The following is a 16,290-nucleotide window of genomic DNA, read 5'->3' on the forward strand; positions in this document are numbered from 1 at the left end:
ATGTCCTTTTGGCTGTCAGCCGCGTTCTCAAATCGCTTTTTGTGGCGGGTAATAGGTTTCCTGCATCGGTCGCCCGACGTCGCTATATTCGTCGTTTCCGGTTTGGGCGATGACGGCACGGTTCTTGAGTATCCGGGCAAGCGGCGCCGGCTCGGCAAAATAATAGCCCTGTGCCTCGTCGCATCCGGAAAGCTTGAGGGCCTCGACCTGTTTCTTGTCTTCCACGCCCTCGGCGGTGACTTTCAGGCCGATCTGTTCTGCCATGTCGATGATGGTGTTGACGATGGCCGAGCACATTGGATTTTCCGGCAGGCCGGAAACGAATTCGCGGTCGATCTTGATCTTGTCGAAGGCAACATGCGTCAGCGTGCTCAACCCGGCATAACCGGTGCCGAAATCATCAAGCACGAGGCGGACGCCCATTTCCTTCAGCAGCTTTAAAGCCCTGGCGCTGTTGTCGCGCTCCAGCATTGCCGTTTCCGTCACTTCAAGCTCGAGCCGCTCGGCCGGGAAGCCGGAGGCTTTCAGCGCGCCGTCAACGATCGGGACAATATCGTCATTGCAAAGCTGCACGGCGGAAAGATTGACGGCAAGTCGGATATCCCTGGGCCAGGTCATGGCGTCCATGCAGGCCTGCGCCAAAACCCATTCGCCCAGAGGTTTGATGAAATTGTTTTCTTCGGCAAGCGTTATGAAGCGATCCGGCGTGATGATGCCAAGCTTGCTGTGCCGCCATCTGGCAAGGGCCTCGTAGGCGACAATGCGGCCGCTCTCCAGATTGACCACGGGCTGGTAATACAGCTCGAATTCGTGGTTTTCGAGCGCGGATTTCATGTCTATTTCGAGCGCGTGCTTGTGCTGCGCCGCCATGTCCATGCCAGGCTCGTAAAAGACAAAAAAGCCGCATCCCATGGATTTCGCCCGGTAGAGACCAAGGTCCGCATGTTGCAGAAGCTGGGTGGCGGAGTTGCCGTGATCGGGCGCGCAGGCGATGCCGATGCTGGTATCGACGCTTATATGGCTACCTTCGAGGCTGAAGCTGCGCGAGACCGCATGGACCACGCGCTTTGCCAGCGCGCCCGCATCCTCGCGACAATTATCGCTCACCGCTTGTATGATCGCAAATTCGTCGCCGCCGAGCCTGCTCACCATGTCGCTTTCACCGAGCACGGAGGAAATCCGCGAGGCCACGGCCACCAGCAGGGCGTCGCCTGCCGCGTGTCCCAACGTATCGTTGACGGCCTTGAAGCGGTCGAGATCGAGCAGCATGACGTTGAACGGCTGGCCTGACGTGGAAAGATGTTCGAGACGGTTCTCCAGCGTCTTCATCAAGAGCACGCGGTTGGGAAGCCCCGTCAGCGCATCGTGATGGGCCATATGTTCCAGTTGCTGCGCCATGTCGCGGATCTGCCTGAGCCGTCCACGTTCCAGAACGGCCTCCCGCAGGGTTTCGATGGCGGTGGCCATGTCGCCGATCTCGTCCCGTCGATCCTGAAACGGCGTGACGACATCGGTTTCCTCACGGGCGATCCTGAGTGTCGCCTGCACCAGCGCCGGAACGGGTTTCAGAAAATGCCTGGCAATCAGCGTCACGAGAACGCCGGTGACGGTCAGAACAACGATCAGGGCGACGAGCGAATTGTAGATGAGCTTGCGCTGCGCGCCATAAAGCGCGTCCGAACCGCCGATGCTGACGGCGACCGCGCCAATCGGCTTTTTCGTTTCCGTGCTGATGATCGGCAACAGGCCGATATAATGGCTGGAATCGCCAATCGTCGCAAAGCCGGTGGCAAAACGCGCGGCGACCGCATCTCTGGAGAAGATGGGATCGGTGGCAATCGGTTTTTCGGCGTCGTCGGTGGCGTTGTCGAAGGCCGCCGCGATTTGACGGAATCCGGAATCGGCCTCATCGTAGCGGAAAAGCCAGACGGCATTCTTGGTCTGCGCACCGATGAGGGCGAGAACGTCGCTGGGGTTGAAGCCGGTAACGAGGATGGAAGCGTCGTCGCCAATCGGCTTGTCGGTCAAGATGCCGTTCACCTGTCCGTCCGTGTCGGCGGTGACGCTGACATAGGTATAGATGCTGCGCAGGGTGGCGCTGGCAATCTGTGAATTGACGCGGGCCTGGTTGAGCCATTGCTCGCTGGCGGCGGCAACGAACATGTACCAGCCGACGAGCGCCCCGATGCTGTAGGAAAAGATCACGCCGCCGAGAAATATCAGGGTTATCTTGCTGGCGAGCGAACGCCGCCGCGAAAAGCGGCCCGGCACCGGCTGCGTCGTTGAGCGAAGCGTGTCACCGGTTTCAGTCTGTCTATCTATCCCCCGATAGGCAGTCTCTTCCATTCGCGATATTCCCCCGCGATGTCGCGTTATGATTGTTTTATGGAATTTTTATAGGGCATGTATTTCAATGGTGTCTGCTAAATAATTCAACAAAGTTTAGATGCGATTAAGAATTAATCCGTCTTTTTATAGTCGCCGCTTATATAAGGCGCCGAAAATATGTACCTCAGGTTGAAATATTCGATGGCTTGTGATGGGACATCGGCGCCAAATACGACGATGCATTGGGGCCTCTTTTCGCGCTCATCAACCGGGCTTTATGGTTGCAAGGGTACCGCGATTGACCTTGCCAAGCTGCCGATAAACGGCATGTTGTGCGTAACATGCCGGTTTCAGGGAACATATCATGGCTCACAAGAGCAAAAACATCGCGCAGCTTTCCATTCTCATCCAGAGCGGCCATCTTGATCCGCGCGCCTTGGCGGAAGAGACCCTTGATGCAATCGGGAAATCGGAAGACCGGGCGATCTTTGTCGGCTTGACGGCGGAGCGGGCCATGGCGGAGGCGGAAGGCGCCTTGAAACGCATTCGCGAGGGTCGATCCTGCGGCGTGCTCGACGGTATTCCGGTCGCCTGGAAGGACCTTTTCGATCTCGAAGGCACTGTGACCACGGCTGGATCGACGGTGCTTTCGAATGATGCGCCTGCGTCCCGTGACGCGGATGTGGTGAGCGCGCTGAAGGAGGCCGGGATGGTCTGCATCGGCCGTACCAATATGAGCGAGTTCGCGTTTTCCGGCCTTGGCATCAACCCGCATTACGGAACGCCGCGCAATCCCGCTTCCACGGATGGCCACCGGCTGCCAGGCGGCTCTTCTTCCGGCGCGGGTGTCGCGGTTGCGGCCGGTCTGGTGCCGGTGGCAATCGGTACGGATACCGGCGGATCGGTGCGCATTCCCGCCGCCTTCAACGGTGTGGTGGGGTACAAGGCGAGCCGCGGCCGTTACTCGATGCGCGGCGTCTATCCGCTGGCTAAAAGTCTCGATTCGCTCGGCCCGCTCACTCGCACTGTGCAGGACGCCGTGTGGGTAGATGCCGCCATGCGTGGCAAGGCGGCTGTTGATGCGGCGCGCACGCCTCTGTCCGGCTTGTCACTCGTCGTGCCGGAAACAGTGTTTTTCGATGGCATCGAGGAGGGCGTCGCGGTCGCTTTCGAGCAGGCAGTGGAACGGCTTTCCCGGGCCGGCGCTTCTGTACGGCGGCAGGCATTCCCGGTCTTTTCGCAATTATTCGATCTTATCAAGGAAAAGGGTGCGCTGGTAACGGCGGAAGCCTTCGCCCTGCACAAGGCGCGGCTGGAAGGTGCTGATGCGGCTCGCATGGACCCGCGCGTGGTTGCGCGAGCAAGACTGGGCGCAAATATCTCCCTGCCGGATTACATCGCCATTATCGAGGCGCGCGAACGCATGACGGCGGCTTTTTCGGGCATGATTGGCAAGAATGAGCTGCTGATATCGCCGACATTGCCTCATGTCGCGGCCAAGGTCGCACCGCTTGTGGAGAATGATGAGACCTTCTTTGCAATGAATGCCAAGACCCTGCGCAACACCCAGATCGGCAACTTCTTCGATCTCTGCGGCGTTTCCATTCCCTGCGGCACGGGTGAGGCGGGCATGCCCGTTGGCCTGCTGCTATCAGGCCTGCACGGCACGGATGACCACGTTCTGGGTGTGGCGATGGCTGCGGAAGAGATTATTCGGGGCTGATGATAAAGAAAAAGGCGGCCTTGTTTGGCCGCCTCTCAATGCACGCTTTAACGTGCCGCCCAGTTGGCGCCGCGGCGGAACATGGTTTTCATCTGCGGCACGGAAAACTCCTTGGCCTGATGGCCGAGCGCCGAATAGAAGACGCGGCCCTTGCCGTATTTGCGTTTCCAGACCACCGGCATCACTACACCGTCGATCCACCAAGCGTGGTCGCCGGTGAATTTTGTCGTCGCCAGCACCTCGTTGGAGGGATCGACATGCATGTAGTATTGCTCCGATGTGTAGGGGAAATCGGAAATCCCCTCCATCAACGGGTCGTCGGGGCGGGTGATGTTGACGTGATAGTCGATGATATTACCGGGATGGGCGACCCATTGGCCGCCGATCATGAACTGGTATTCGACGCAGTCGCGGAAACTGTCGCCTGCACCGCCATGAAAGCCGGCAATGCCGACGCCGTTTTCGACGGCGGCGGTGAGGTTCTTGATCTCTTCCTTCTCGATCTTCGACATTGTCACGATCGGCACGACAAGGCTCAGGTCATGCACGGACGGATCGGCAAAAGCCTCCGTGCTGTGCTCGACATAGACCTTGAAACCATCCTCTTCGAGAATGTCCTTAACGATGGTGGCGCATTCCTGCGGCTCGTGGCCGCTCCAGCCGCCCCAGACGATGAGTGCTTCGCGCATTTATTTCCTCCTCGGGATTATTTGCCGAGCTGGCCGTCGACCAGCGAAGTTTCGAGAGGAGCAGGGCGCTCCACCTCGGTGGTGATGGAAACGGTGGTGCCGCTGTCCGATGCCGTCTGGAAGGCCTCCATGACCTCCAGCACGTGCAAGGCAAGATCGCCATTGGCGCGGTGCGGGCGGTTTTCGCGGATCGCATGGGCCATGTCGGCCACGCCGATCGAGCGGTAGTTGCCGTCAGCATAGGGCGAAGACAGTGCCTGCGGCTCGAACTGGCCGCCCTTTTTCAGCAATTGCACCTCACCGCCGAAATGATTGGGGTCGGGCACGATCAATGTGCCTTCCGTTCCGTAGATTTCCAGCGGTACATGTTTGTGGCCCGCCACATCGAAGCTCATGCCCACCTGCACCACCGCGCCGTTCTTGAATGCCAGCACGCCGGAAACATGGGTGGCGACATGGACTGGGATTTTCTCGCCATTCTTAGGTTCGCTGGTGATGAGGCGTTCGTTGCGCGGCGCGATGGCGAAACCTGCCACCTTGGCGACCGGGCCGAACAGGTTGACGAGATCGGTGATGTAATAGGGTCCCATATCCAGCATCGGCCCGCCGCCGACTTCGTAATAAAAGGCGGGGTTGGGATGCCAGCGCTCATGGCCGGGGCACATGAAGGTAGCCGTTCCGCCAACCGGCTGGCCGAGCACGCCTTCGTCTATCAGGCGGCGCGCGGTCTGGTGCCCGCCGCCGAGGAAAGTGTCCGGTGCCGAACCGATGCGCAGGCCCTTTGCCTTTGCCGCGTCCGCAAGCCGTTTACCCTCCGCGAAATTGATGCCGAGCGGCTTTTCCGAATAGGCATGTTTTCCCGCCTCAAGTGCGCGCAGGCCCACCTCCACATGCGCCTTGGGAATCGTCAGGTTGACGATGATTTCCACGGAGGGGTCAGACAGAAGTTCGTCGATACTTCTTGCCTGAAAGCCGAACTCGTCTGCCCGCGCTTTTGCTGCGTCCTCGTTCATATCCGCCAGTCCGCGAATGTCGAGAATGGGAAACGACGCCATCGCCTTGAGATAGGCGCTGGAGATGTTGCCGCAGCCGATGATGCCGATACCGACCTTGTTCATGTGATTTCCTCCCGTAAATCAGAAATGCCTAAGCCCACTCTCAACCTTGCCGGCTAGAGCGCCGGCCCTGTCGTGTTCCATGGCGATTCGTAAAGCTCGTAAAGTGCGACGGCTGCCGCCCCCTGCGCCCACAGTTCGTCGCTTGCAACGTCGAAAACCAGCTCTGCGACGCCTGCCAGCGATGGCGGCACGGCGGCGTTGTAACTGTCGCGGATGCTGGTAATGAAGGGCTCGCCGAGCTCGAGACTGGAGCCGGTGATGATGACCCGTGGCGGCGCAAACAGCGTGACGATATTGGCAAGCGTCAGGCCAAGAGCTGCACCGGCGCGCAAGGCTGCCGCTATAAGATCGTTGTCTTCCGCCGCAATCAGCGCATGGGCATGCTGCATGCCGCGACCAAGCCTGATAGCTTCTGCAAAACGCCCGTCCACCGGGCGGGAACCGAGAATGGCGTTCTCGCCCGCCTGGCTCGCCAGCCGCACGGTTCCTTCACTGGCAAGGCCGATCACGAGGTCGCCGAGATTGTGGCTGAGGCCGCCTGCACCACGAAACAGCTGGTTTTGATGCATCACGCCAAGCCCAAGTGTCTGCTCGAGCGAGATCAGCACCATGTCCTCCAGATCGCGCGCATGTCCGAACCAGTGATGGGCAAGCGTGATGGCGTGGGCGTCGCTTTCGATGATGGTGGGGGAATTCAGCCGTGAGGTCATTTCCTCGGCAAAATCGACGTTTACTTCCCGCAGGATAGGGCTGCTGCGGATCCTGCCGGTGCGATGTTCGATGACGCCTGGCAGGCCAAGGCAGACCATGTCCACATCTTCCAGCGACAGTCCGGCATCGACCACGCAACGCCGCACCCCGTCTTCCACCAGATCGGCAATGACGCCGATCGGTTGGCGGTCTACACGGATCGGCAGGGCGAGGGTGGACAGCACGTTGCCGCAAAAATCGGTGACGACGAAGACCATGCGGCTTGCCGCAATCTTGGCGCCCACCACGCGGGCCGCATCCGGGTTCAGCTCCAGCATCACCCGCGGCCTGCCGCGGGCGCCCTCCGTGCGGATATCGCCGATATGGCGGGTAAGGATAAGCCCGTCATCGAGCAGCGATGCGGTGATCGCGGATACGGTGGTGGTGGAAAGCTGCGTTCTTTCGCTGATTTCCACCCGGGAGATCGGTCCGTGGCGGCGGATGCTGTCCAGCACGCTTAGCCGGTTGATCGCGCGCATCAGTTCTGGGTCTGCGGTCTTCATGGGGTCCTGCTGCGATCAATGCCGGTTCGAAAACCAATTTATGTCGGATTGCGGATTAAATAACGGTGTGAGGGAGGGGTGTGTCAAGCCGTTCGCTCAAAAAATCAGCATGGCGCCTTGACAATAAGCGAATGCTAAGGTGAATTAATCCGCATTGGGGAATAAATGAGGAAATCCCCGAGGGAGGATCACGATCATGACGATTAGGCACGCAGGCGCAAGCCTGAGCGGCAGGCTGATAGGCTTTGCCACAACGACAAGCATTGCTCTCATGCTCGGCGCCGCAAGCGCCTCGGCCGCAACTGTCGTTAAATGGATGCATGTGGAGCTGGACCCGAAATCCGTGGCCGTCTGGGAGGAGATTGCCAAGGACTATGAGGCCAAACATCCTGACGTGGACGTGCAACTGCAGTTTCTGGAAAACGAGGCGTTCAAGGCAAAATTGCCTACCCTGCTGCAGTCCAACGACGTTCCCGATTTCTTTTATAGCTGGGGTGGCGGTGTTCTTGAAGAACAGTCCAAAACCGGTGCGCTGAAGGACCTGACGGAAGTTTTCGACGCCGATGGTGGCAAGCTGCGCCAAGCCTATAGCGCGGCCGCAATCGATGGTCTGTCGTTTGACGGCAAGGTCTGGGCCGTGCCTTACCGCGTCAGCCTCGTCAGTTTCTTTTATAACAAGGAGCTGTTTGCCAAGGCGGGCGTAAAGGCGGAAGACATCAAGACCTGGGACGATCTCGGCGCCACCGTCAAGAAAATCAAGGCAGCGGGCATCGTTCCGATTGCCGGTGGTGGCGGTGAAAAATGGCCGATCCATTTCTACTGGAGCTATCTCGTCATGCGCAATGGCGGACAGACCGTGTTCGACGCCGCCCGCAAGGGCGAGGGTGAAGGCTTCATGGTTCCCTCCATCATCAAGGCGGGCGAGCAACTGGCCGAGTTCGGCAAGCTCGAACCCTTCCAGCCCGGCTATCTCGGCTCTACCTGGCCCCAGGCGCTCGGCGTCTTCGGTGATGGCAAGGCCGCGATGATCCTCGGCTTTGACAATACTGAAGCCAACCAGCGCAAGAATGCCGGTGACGGCAAAGGCCTTGCGGCAGACAATATCGGTCGCTTCGCCTTTCCCGCCGTCGAAGGTGGTGCTGGCAAAGTCACTGACACGCTGGGCGGTCTGAATGGTTGGGCAGTTACGAAAAACGCTTCCAAGGAAGCGATCGATTTCGCGGCCTTCCTGACCAGCAAGGAAAGTGAAGAAAAGATGGCGGCTGCGGGCATGATCCTGCCGGTTGCGACGGGTGCGGATGGAGCGGTCAAGAACCCGCTGCTGGCGGATTCGGCCAAGCAGCTTGCAAGCTCTACCTGGCACCAGAACTTCTTCGACCAGACACTGGGCGCTGCCGTTGGCCGCGTGGTCAACGATGTCTCCGTCGAAATCGTTTCCGGCCAGATGAGCGCCGAAGAAGGCGCCAAGCAAATTCAGGATGCTTTCGAGCTTCGCTGATTTCGGTTCCATGACGGCGCCGCGCGGGACGCGGCGCCGCAGTATCTGCCTGAATGAAAGCGGATAGAGATGACGGATATTTCCATGACTTCTGCGTCCATACCGGCGCGCGGCGCGTCGAAGACGAAGCGCAAGCAAAGCTCGGTCGCGCATGACCGTGCGCTGACCCTGCTGGTCTTCCTTCCGCCCGCATTGCTGCTCTTTACCCTGTTTGTCATCCTGCCCATGGGCGAGGCAGCATGGTACAGCCTTTACCGCTGGAACGGTTACGGCACGCCGACCGATTTCGTGGGCTTGAAGAATTTCCAGGTCCTGTTCGGCAATGCCGCCTTTTCGCAGGCTCTGCTCAATAACGGCCTCATCATCCTGATTTCCGTGCTGATCCAGATCCCGCTGGCGATCTGGCTTGCCATGATGCTGGCGCACCGCCTTCCGGGCGTCGTTGCCTTTCGGCTGGTTTTCTTCCTGCCCTATGTCCTTGCGGATGTCGCGGCCGGCCTGATCTGGCGCTTCGTTTATGATGGCGATTACGGCCTTTTCGCTGCCATCTCCAATTTCTTCGGCTTCGCCAATCCTTACGTGCTGGCCGACAAGGATGTGGCGATCTACGCCGTGCTTGGCGTCATCGTCTGGAAGTATTTCGGTTTCCACATGATGTTGTTCATCGCCGGCCTTCAATCCGTCGACAAAAACGTGCTGGAAGCTGCCGAAATCGACGGCGCCTCCGGCTGGCAGAAGTTCCGATACGTCACCTTGCCGATGCTCGGCTCAACGGTGCGCCTGTCCGTCTTTTTTGCGGTGATCGGCTCGCTACAGCTGTTCGACATGATCATGCCGCTCACCGGCGGCGGTCCGTCCAACTCCACGCAAACCATGGTCACCTTTCTCTACACCTACGGCGTCATGCGCATGCAGGTGGGGCTTGGCAGCGCGGTGGGTGTCGTTCTCTTCGTTATCTGCGTGACGCTCGCCTTCGGTTACAAAAGGATTTTCATGCGCCATGACTGAACCATCCACTTCCGTCCGCATGCCGCTGCAAACAAAGCTCTATCTTTATATATCGCTGAGCCTGATCGCGGCCATCGTGCTCATCCCGCTTCTGACGACGGCGCTTGGCGGCTTCAAGACGCTGGGGGATCTGCGCGTCAACCCGTTCGGCTTGCCAGCCGAGTGGCAATGGGCCAATTACGGCGATATCCTCTTTGGCAAACGCTACTGGCTGCAGATATTCAATTCGCTGGTGATTGCGCTGTTGACGGTCTTTTTGACGCTGACCGTCTCTGCCATGGCCGCCTTCACCTTTGCGCATGTGAAGTTCTTCGGCTCGTCTTTCCTGCTGAATTACTTCCTGCTGGGACTGATGTTCCCGGCGGCGACCGCCATCCTGCCGCTGTTCATCCGCATCCGCGATCTCGGTCTGCTCGATACCTATTGGGGCGTGGTTCTGCCGCAGGTGGCTTTCGGGCTCGGCATGAGCATCCTTCTGTTTCGCAATTACTTCCGCAATCTGCCGGAAGAGTTGTTTCAGGCCGCTTTTGTGGATGGTTGCGGCTATCTGCGCTTCTTCTGGCACATTTCGATGCCGCTCTCACGACCCATCGTGGCGACGGTGGGGATCGTTTCCTTCGTCGGCAGCTGGAACAGCTACATTCTGCCGCTGATCATGCTGAACTCGGAATCGAAATATCCCTGGCCACTCGGCATCATGGTCTATCGCGGCGAATTCGGCACGGAATGGCAGCTCGTGCTCGCCTTCATCACGCTGACGATCCTGCCGACCGTCATCGTCTTCTTCCTCGCACAGAAACACATCATCGCGGGCCTGACGGCCGGTGCCGTCAAATCGTGACTTGAAAGGAGCAAAACATGGCTTCCGTCGAACTTAGGGATATCCGCAAGTCCTATGCCTCGCTCGATGTCATTCACGGCATCTCGCTCGATATAACCGATGGCGAATTCATTGCGCTGGTCGGGCCTTCGGGCTGCGGCAAATCTACCCTGCTGCGCATGATCGCCGGGCTGGAGGAAATCACCGATGGGGATATCCTCATTGGCGGCACCGTCGTCAATTCCATGACGCCGCGCGAGCGCAATATCGCCATGGTATTCCAGTCCTATGCGCTTTATCCGCATATGACGGTCGCCGAAAACATGGGCTTCAACCTGAAGCTTGCCGGGCAGCCGAAAAACGTCATCGATGAGCGCGTGGCGGAAGCCGCACGCATGCTCGATCTCGGCAAGCTTCTGGACCGCAAGCCCTCGCAGCTTTCTGGTGGCCAGCGCCAGCGCGTCGCCATGGGCCGCGCCGTGGTGCGCAACCCGGCCGTCTTCCTGTTCGATGAGCCGCTGTCCAATCTGGATGCCAAGCTGCGCGTGCAGATGCGTAGCGAAATCAAGGCTCTGCATCAGAAAGTAGGTACGACCTCCATCTACGTCACCCATGATCAGATCGAGGCAATGACGCTGGCCGACCGGGTGGTGGTGCTCAATCACGGCCGTATAGAGCAGCAGGGCACGCCGCTCGAACTTTACAAGACACCTGCCAATCTCTTCGTTGCCGCCTTCATCGGCTCGCCGGCCATGAACCTCATCGAAGGCGTGGTCGACGGCGAGGGCGATCAACCTGCCGCCCGGCTGAAGGACGGGACGGCGATCCGCATTGCCGCCTCAAGAAATGTCAAGCGCGGCCAGTCGGTGACGATTGGGTTGAGACCGGAACATATCGGTTCGACCGTCGGCGGCGATATTTCGCTGTCCGGCAGGACGGTGTTGGTCGAGCCGACAGGCGCGCAGACGCATGTGGTCTTCGAACTGGCGGGCGATCAGGTTACGGCGGTGGTGGATGGCGAGCAACTGGTCAAGGTCAACACCCCCTTTGCCGCCACCGTGCATCACGAGCGTGTGCATGTATTCGACAGGGCAAGCGGTCTGGCGCTTTAGACGTGTTTCGTTTTTTAGTGGAATAACGAAATTCTCTCGCTCCCCGGCATTTGGGGCTTGTCTGAAAATTATGAGCGGTTAGCTTGGCAAATTGGGAGCCAAAGCGGTTTTACCGCTAAACTGTATCGATACAGGAGGAGATTTTTATGAAAACGATCAAGGGACCGGGTCTTTTTCTCGGTCAGTTTGCCGGTGATGCTGCGCCTTTCAATACATGGGACGGCATTACCAAATGGGCGGCAGAAAAGGGTTATGCCGGCGTGCAGGTTCCCACCTGGGCCGGGCAGTTGATCGATCTGAAAAAGGCCGCCGAATCCAAGGATTATTGCGATGAATTTGCGGGTGTCGCCCGCCAGAACGGCGTCGAGGTAACCGAGCTTTCCACCCATTTGCAGGGCCAGCTGGTTGCCGTTCACCCCGCCTATGACGAAGCCTTCGATGGTTTTGCAGCACCTGAAGTGCGCGGCAATCCGAAGGCTCGCCAGCAATGGGCGGTGGAACAGGTGAAGCTTGCCCTGAAGGCTTCGAGAAATCTCGGCATCAACGCACATGCGACCTTTTCGGGCGCTCTTGCCTGGCCCTTCATCTATCCGTGGCCGCAGCGCCCGGCCGGTCTGGTGGAAACCGCCTTTGACGAGCTGGCAAGACGCTGGACGCCGATCCTTGATTATGCCGATGAACAGGGCGTGGATGTCTGCTACGAAATCCATCCCGGCGAAGATCTGCATGATGGCGTGACTTTCGAGATGTTCCTGGAGCGTGTGAAGAACCACAAGCGCGCCAACATGCTCTACGACCCGTCGCATTATGTGCTGCAATGCCTTGATTATCTTGACAATATCGACATCTACAAAGACCGTATCAAGATGTTCCACGTCAAGGACGCTGAGTTCAATCCGACCGGCCGCCAGGGCGTGTATGGCGGTTATCAGGGTTGGGTCAACCGTGCGGGCCGCTTCCGCTCGCTGGGTGACGGGCAGGTGGATTTCGGTGCGGTATTCTCGAAAATGGCTGCCAATGATTTCGACGGATGGGCAGTGGTTGAATGGGAATGCGCGCTGAAACATCCTGAAGACGGTGCCCGGGAAGGGGCCGAGTTCGTCAAGCACCATATCATCCGCGTCACGGAAAAAGCCTTTGATGATTTCGCATCTGCCGGCACCGATGATGCGGCCAACCGGCGCATGCTTGGGCTTTAAAAGCATTTCCAGGAAAAGTGTGAAGCCGTTTTCCGTGTGGGAATGCGCTTAGAAAATGCCGAGGAGACATTATGGCTATTGAAGGAAAGACAACCGACAAGGCGAACACGCGGATTCGCCTGGGCATGGTGGGTGGCGGTTCGGGTGCATTTATCGGCGGCGTTCACCGCATGGCCGCGCGGCTCGACAACCGCTTCGATCTCGTGGCCGGGGCCTTGTCCTCGACACCGGAAAAATCCCTCGCCTCCGGCCGCGAACTCGGGCTTGCTCCAGAGCGTTGCTATGGGTCATTCGAAGAAATGGCAGAGAAGGAAGCGCTTCGCGAGGATGGTATCGAGGCGGTAGCGATCGTCACGCCCAACCACGTACATTATCCTGCGGCGAAGGCGTTTCTGGAACGCGGCATCCATGTCATCTGCGACAAGCCGCTGACCTCCAATCTGGAAGATGCCAAAAAGCTGAAGGACGTGGCGGACAAGGCGGACGCACTATTCATCCTCACCCATAACTACACCGGTTATCCTATGGTGCGGCATGCGCGTGAACTGGTGGAAACCGGTGCGCTCGGGAACATCCGTCTGGTGCAGATGGAATATCCGCAGGATTGGCTGGCTGAGCCGTTGGAGCAGACCGGTGCGAAACAGGCCGTCTGGCGCACCGATCCGGCGCAATCCGGTGTCGGCGGCTCCACAGGGGATATCGGCACCCATGCCTATAATCTCGGCTGCTTCATTTCCGGTCTGGAAGCCGATGAACTGGCAGCGGATGTACATACCTTCGTGGAAGGTCGCCGTCTGGACGACAATGCGCATGTGATGCTGCGCTTCAAGCCAAAGGACGGCAAGCAACCAGCCAAGGGCCTGCTTTGGTGCAGCCAGGTGGCTGTCGGGCATGAAAACGGGCTGAAGGTCCGCGTTTACGGCGACAAGGCAGGCATCGAGTGGACGCAGGCTGATCCGAACTATCTCTGGTTCACGAAGCTTGGCGAGCCGAAACAGCTCATCACCCGCGGCGGTGCTGGCGCCGGTGCCGCGGCCGCGCGTGTCACGCGCATTCCCTCGGGCCATCCGGAAGGATATCTCGAAGCCTTCGCGACCATCTATACCGAAGCGGCACACGCCATCGAAGCCCGCCGCACCGGTTCGGAGCTCGACAAGGCGGTCACCTATCCGACCGTCGATGACGGTGTCAAAGGCGTTGCTTTTGTCACCGCCTGCATCGAATCCGGTAAAAAGAATGGCGGCTGGGTGAAGCTGTAAGATCGACATGGCGTCGCGGCGCATTTCTTCTCCCTTGGGGGGAGAAGGGCCGGATGAGGGGGCAAGCTCTCGGCATATCTCTGCCTGCTTCCCCTCACGACCCACCTGAAGACGTGATCAATTTGCGCGTGTCATCTGCTGCTGCATTCGTTCAGTCACGGGGCAACCGTCCTGTATTCTCGTCCAGGATGAGACGTTGAGTTTCATTTCGCAGCGCGCGAGATAGGAGCCGCCATCGACCCTCAGGCAGGATGTCTGGCCGAGTTCGAACATGACACCGCGATTTCGGCATTTGCAATTGTGGGCATCCGCCAAGGTGGGGATCAGGGCCAGGGCTAGACCAATTACGAGCACTCCAAAACGCATGGCTGAGGCTCCAAAAGACAGGCCACCAGATTATACCTGTCCGACGGTATAGTCAAAACAGCCACCTTCAACGATGCGCACCGCAAGGCCATAACAGGCTCGAACTCTCCTGCTTTCACCCGATCAAAATCGCCCTGATATCATTCACATTCGTCAGCGTCGGACCGGTAACGACAAGGTCGCCAACCGCCTTGAAGGCGGTGTAGCTGTCGTGTCCCACCAGCGACTGGCGCGGATCGGCACCGGCGTTGCGCATACGCGCAAGCGTATCGGGCGTCACCAGTGCGCCTGCCGCATCCTCAACGCCGTCTATGCCGTCGCTATCGCCGGCAATGGCCCAGATACCGTCTGCACCCTTCAGCGTCAGTGCAAGGCTCAGCAGAAATTCCGTGTTGCGCCCACCCTTGCCGGCCAGCCCTTTGCCGATCGTCACCGTGGTTTCTCCGCCGGAAAGCAGCACGGCCGGGCCTTTGACTGGCAGGCCCTTGCGGCTGGCGGAGAGGGCGATACCCGCCATCACCGCGCCGACATCCTTTGACTCGCCCTCCAGCGAATCCCCGAGGATGAGCGGCGTAAGGCCAAGCCTCACCGCCTCGTCCGCCGCCGCCTGTAGGGCGAGCGAGGGTGTCGCGATCAGCCTGATGTCCTCTTCTATATCGCCTGTCTTCGGCGTTTCCTCGCCCTTTTCCAGCACTTTGCGCACATTCTCGGGAAGATCGAGCGCATAACGGGAGACGATTTCCCGCACATTGTTGATATCGCTCGGATCGGCAACCGTGGGGCCGGAAGCGATTTCGGAGGGATCGTCGCCCGGTACGTCTGAAATCAACAGCGAAACCACTCTGGCCGGTTTGGCGGCCAGCGCCAGTCGTCCGCCCTTTATGCGGGAGAGGTGCTTGCGCACGGCATTCATCTCGGAAATCGTCGCACCGCTGGCGAGAAGCGCGCGGTTGACGGCCATCTTGTCCGCAAGCGTCATGCCTTCGGCAGGTGCGACCATCAGTGCCGAACCGCCGCCGGAAATTAGCGCGATCACCATGTCGTCTGCGGTCAGCCCTTCAACGGCGGCAAGAATGCGTCTTGCCGCTTCCGCACTCATGTCGTCGGGCACGGGATGGGAGGCCTCGATGATTTCGATGCGCCCGGCCGGAACGGCATGACCGTAACGTGTTACGACGATACCGGAGAGGTTCACATCCGCCCAGGCCTTATCAAGCGCTGCGGCCATGGCAGCCGAGGCCTTGCCCGCGCCGACCACCACACACCTGCCCTTGGGCGGGTAAGGAAGATGATGTTGCAGCACCTTTGCGGGATCTGCACTCGCCACTGCCGCCATAAATATGCGGTTGAGGGCGTCTTTTGCGCGGAGATCGTTCCATGCGGTCATTGGTTCATACTCCGATCCAGAGGAAGCCGAGCGCAAACAATGCCGGCAAAGCCTGAATGAACAGGATTTTCATATTGGCGGTAATGGCGCCGAAAATGCCGGCTACCAGGACACAGGTGAGGAAGAAGACCTTGAAACTCAGTCCTTCATCGCCCTGCGTGAGCCCATAGATCAATCCGGCTGCCAGAAAACCATTGTAAAGCCCCTGATTGGCGGCAAGCACCTTCGTCTGTCGCGCAAAATCCGCAGAGAGGCCGAAGGCCTTGCGGCCGGCCGGCTTTTCCCACAGCAGCATTTCCAGAATGGTGATGTAAACATGGATGGCCGCAACCACGGCAATCAGAATGCTGGCGATCATCGGCGGTTTCCTCCAAACCCTGATGTCCGGCGCGTCAATTATCCGCAAAAAGGGAGAGGCCGACCGGATAATCCGTTTTAACGGTGGTACACATGGCCGCAAGGCCATAATCCCTCTCTTCCCGCGCAAACCTGTTGAAGAGCCGCACAGCATTGCTTGACTCTTTGCTGAA

The 16,290-nt window shown here is 59.1% G+C and carries 15 protein-coding genes; 8 read left to right on the plus strand and 7 right to left on the minus strand.

Going from position 1 to position 16,290, the window contains the following annotated elements:
* Positions 1 to 27 precede the first annotated feature (27 nt).
* Positions 28 to 2,346 carry an EAL domain-containing protein gene (locus tag QE432_RS07570; protein WP_065687732.1) on the minus strand — a complete coding sequence of 773 codons (2,319 nt, stop codon included), beginning with the start codon at positions 2,344 to 2,346 and terminating at the stop codon, positions 28 to 30.
* A 346-nt stretch (positions 2,347 to 2,692) separates the two neighbouring features.
* Here QE432_RS07570 and QE432_RS07575 point away from each other — a divergent pair, with 346 nt between their 5' ends.
* Positions 2,693 to 4,051, plus strand: coding sequence for an amidase (locus QE432_RS07575; RefSeq protein WP_003510741.1), 1,359 nt, complete (start codon positions 2,693 to 2,695; stop codon positions 4,049 to 4,051).
* A gap of 47 nt (positions 4,052 to 4,098) precedes the next feature.
* Here the strand turns inward: QE432_RS07575 and QE432_RS07580 are convergent, their stop codons facing one another.
* The 3 genes from QE432_RS07580 to QE432_RS07590 are packed head-to-tail and all read right to left on the minus strand — an operon-like array spanning position 4,099 to position 7,111.
* Positions 4,099 to 4,740, minus strand: coding sequence for a ThuA domain-containing protein (locus QE432_RS07580; RefSeq protein WP_003510737.1), 642 nt, complete (start codon positions 4,738 to 4,740; stop codon positions 4,099 to 4,101).
* Between the two features lie 17 nt (positions 4,741 to 4,757).
* Positions 4,758 to 5,858, minus strand: a complete 1,101-nt coding sequence (locus tag QE432_RS07585) for a Gfo/Idh/MocA family protein (RefSeq protein ID WP_065687731.1) — start codon at positions 5,856 to 5,858, stop codon at positions 4,758 to 4,760.
* A gap of 53 nt (positions 5,859 to 5,911) precedes the next feature.
* The gene (locus tag QE432_RS07590) at positions 5,912 to 7,111 is read right to left on the minus strand and encodes an ROK family transcriptional regulator (RefSeq protein WP_003510733.1); all 1,200 of its coding nucleotides are present in this window, start codon (positions 7,109 to 7,111) and stop codon (positions 5,912 to 5,914) included.
* 196 nt (positions 7,112 to 7,307) lie between these two features.
* Between QE432_RS07590 and QE432_RS07595 the strand changes: the two genes are divergently transcribed.
* From QE432_RS07595 to QE432_RS07620, 6 genes are all read left to right on the plus strand, one after another.
* Positions 7,308 to 8,609 (plus strand): ABC transporter substrate-binding protein, encoded by a 1,302-nt coding sequence (locus QE432_RS07595; protein ID WP_065687730.1) that lies wholly within the window; start codon positions 7,308 to 7,310, stop codon positions 8,607 to 8,609.
* Between the two features lie 69 nt (positions 8,610 to 8,678).
* Positions 8,679 to 9,617 carry a carbohydrate ABC transporter permease gene (locus QE432_RS07600; protein ID WP_003510729.1) on the plus strand — a complete coding sequence of 313 codons (939 nt, stop codon included), beginning with the start codon at positions 8,679 to 8,681 and terminating at the stop codon, positions 9,615 to 9,617.
* Positions 9,610 to 10,458, plus strand: coding sequence for a carbohydrate ABC transporter permease (locus tag QE432_RS07605; protein ID WP_003510727.1), 849 nt, complete (start codon positions 9,610 to 9,612; stop codon positions 10,456 to 10,458). Before QE432_RS07600 ends, QE432_RS07605 begins: the two co-directional genes overlap by 8 nt.
* A 17-nt stretch (positions 10,459 to 10,475) precedes the next feature.
* Positions 10,476 to 11,549, plus strand: coding sequence for an ABC transporter ATP-binding protein (locus tag QE432_RS07610; protein WP_003510725.1), 1,074 nt, complete (start codon positions 10,476 to 10,478; stop codon positions 11,547 to 11,549).
* 146 nt (positions 11,550 to 11,695) lie between these two features.
* Entirely contained in the window at positions 11,696 to 12,748 is a 1,053-nt protein-coding gene (locus QE432_RS07615) for a sugar phosphate isomerase/epimerase family protein (protein WP_003510723.1), read from the plus strand.
* Positions 12,749 to 12,819: 71 nt separating this feature from the next.
* Entirely contained in the window at positions 12,820 to 14,007 is a 1,188-nt protein-coding gene (locus QE432_RS07620) for a Gfo/Idh/MocA family protein (protein WP_013761506.1), read from the plus strand.
* Between the two features lie 117 nt (positions 14,008 to 14,124).
* Here the strand turns inward: QE432_RS07620 and QE432_RS07625 are convergent, their stop codons facing one another.
* The 3 genes from QE432_RS07625 to QE432_RS07635 all read right to left on the minus strand — a co-directional run bounded on the left by QE432_RS07625 (position 14,125) and on the right by QE432_RS07635 (position 16,118).
* Positions 14,125 to 14,373: a hypothetical protein gene (locus QE432_RS07625; RefSeq protein ID WP_038493930.1), complete on the minus strand. Its 249-nt coding sequence runs from the start codon at positions 14,371 to 14,373 to the stop codon at positions 14,125 to 14,127.
* Positions 14,374 to 14,488: 115 nt separating this feature from the next.
* Positions 14,489 to 15,760 (minus strand): glycerate kinase type-2 family protein, encoded by a 1,272-nt coding sequence (locus QE432_RS07630; protein ID WP_065687728.1) that lies wholly within the window; start codon positions 15,758 to 15,760, stop codon positions 14,489 to 14,491.
* A gap of 4 nt (positions 15,761 to 15,764) precedes the next feature.
* Positions 15,765 to 16,118, minus strand: a complete 354-nt coding sequence (locus QE432_RS07635; protein WP_065687727.1) for a DUF1304 domain-containing protein — start codon at positions 16,116 to 16,118, stop codon at positions 15,765 to 15,767.
* Here QE432_RS07635 and QE432_RS07640 point away from each other — a divergent pair.
* Complete coding sequence (locus tag QE432_RS07640; RefSeq protein WP_003510714.1) at positions 16,105 to 16,278, plus strand: hypothetical protein; 174 nt, start codon at positions 16,105 to 16,107, stop codon at positions 16,276 to 16,278. The genes QE432_RS07635 and QE432_RS07640 overlap by 14 nt on opposite strands.
* Positions 16,279 to 16,290: the final 12 nt, after the last annotated feature.

This window comes from Agrobacterium sp. SORGH_AS_0745, from assembly GCF_030818995.1.
GTDB classification, from domain to species: domain Bacteria; phylum Pseudomonadota; class Alphaproteobacteria; order Rhizobiales; family Rhizobiaceae; genus Agrobacterium; species Agrobacterium tumefaciens.

Excerpts from the sequence above, each read along its gene's own strand:
- QE432_RS07595 (WP_065687730.1), top strand. The coding sequence starts at position 7,308 with ATGACGATTAGGCACGCAGGCGCAAGCCTGAGCGGCAGGCTGATAGGC.
- QE432_RS07625 (WP_038493930.1), bottom strand. The coding sequence starts at position 14,373 with ATGCGTTTTGGAGTGCTCGTAATTGGTCTAGCCCTGGCCCTGATCCCC.
- QE432_RS07605 (WP_003510727.1), top strand. The coding sequence starts at position 9,610 with ATGACTGAACCATCCACTTCCGTCCGCATGCCGCTGCAAACAAAGCTC.
- QE432_RS07610 (WP_003510725.1), top strand. The coding sequence starts at position 10,476 with ATGGCTTCCGTCGAACTTAGGGATATCCGCAAGTCCTATGCCTCGCTC.
- QE432_RS07570 (WP_065687732.1), bottom strand. The coding sequence starts at position 2,346 with ATGGAAGAGACTGCCTATCGGGGGATAGATAGACAGACTGAAACCGGT.
- QE432_RS07635 (WP_065687727.1), bottom strand. The coding sequence starts at position 16,118 with ATGATCGCCAGCATTCTGATTGCCGTGGTTGCGGCCATCCATGTTTAC.
- QE432_RS07630 (WP_065687728.1), bottom strand. The coding sequence starts at position 15,760 with ATGACCGCATGGAACGATCTCCGCGCAAAAGACGCCCTCAACCGCATA.
- QE432_RS07580 (WP_003510737.1), bottom strand. The coding sequence starts at position 4,740 with ATGCGCGAAGCACTCATCGTCTGGGGCGGCTGGAGCGGCCACGAGCCG.
- QE432_RS07575 (WP_003510741.1), top strand. The coding sequence starts at position 2,693 with ATGGCTCACAAGAGCAAAAACATCGCGCAGCTTTCCATTCTCATCCAG.
- QE432_RS07585 (WP_065687731.1), bottom strand. The coding sequence starts at position 5,858 with ATGAACAAGGTCGGTATCGGCATCATCGGCTGCGGCAACATCTCCAGC.
- QE432_RS07615 (WP_003510723.1), top strand. The coding sequence starts at position 11,696 with ATGAAAACGATCAAGGGACCGGGTCTTTTTCTCGGTCAGTTTGCCGGT.
- QE432_RS07620 (WP_013761506.1), top strand. The coding sequence starts at position 12,820 with ATGGCTATTGAAGGAAAGACAACCGACAAGGCGAACACGCGGATTCGC.
- QE432_RS07590 (WP_003510733.1), bottom strand. The coding sequence starts at position 7,111 with ATGAAGACCGCAGACCCAGAACTGATGCGCGCGATCAACCGGCTAAGC.
- QE432_RS07640 (WP_003510714.1), top strand. The coding sequence starts at position 16,105 with ATGCTGGCGATCATCGGCGGTTTCCTCCAAACCCTGATGTCCGGCGCG.
- QE432_RS07600 (WP_003510729.1), top strand. The coding sequence starts at position 8,679 with ATGACGGATATTTCCATGACTTCTGCGTCCATACCGGCGCGCGGCGCG.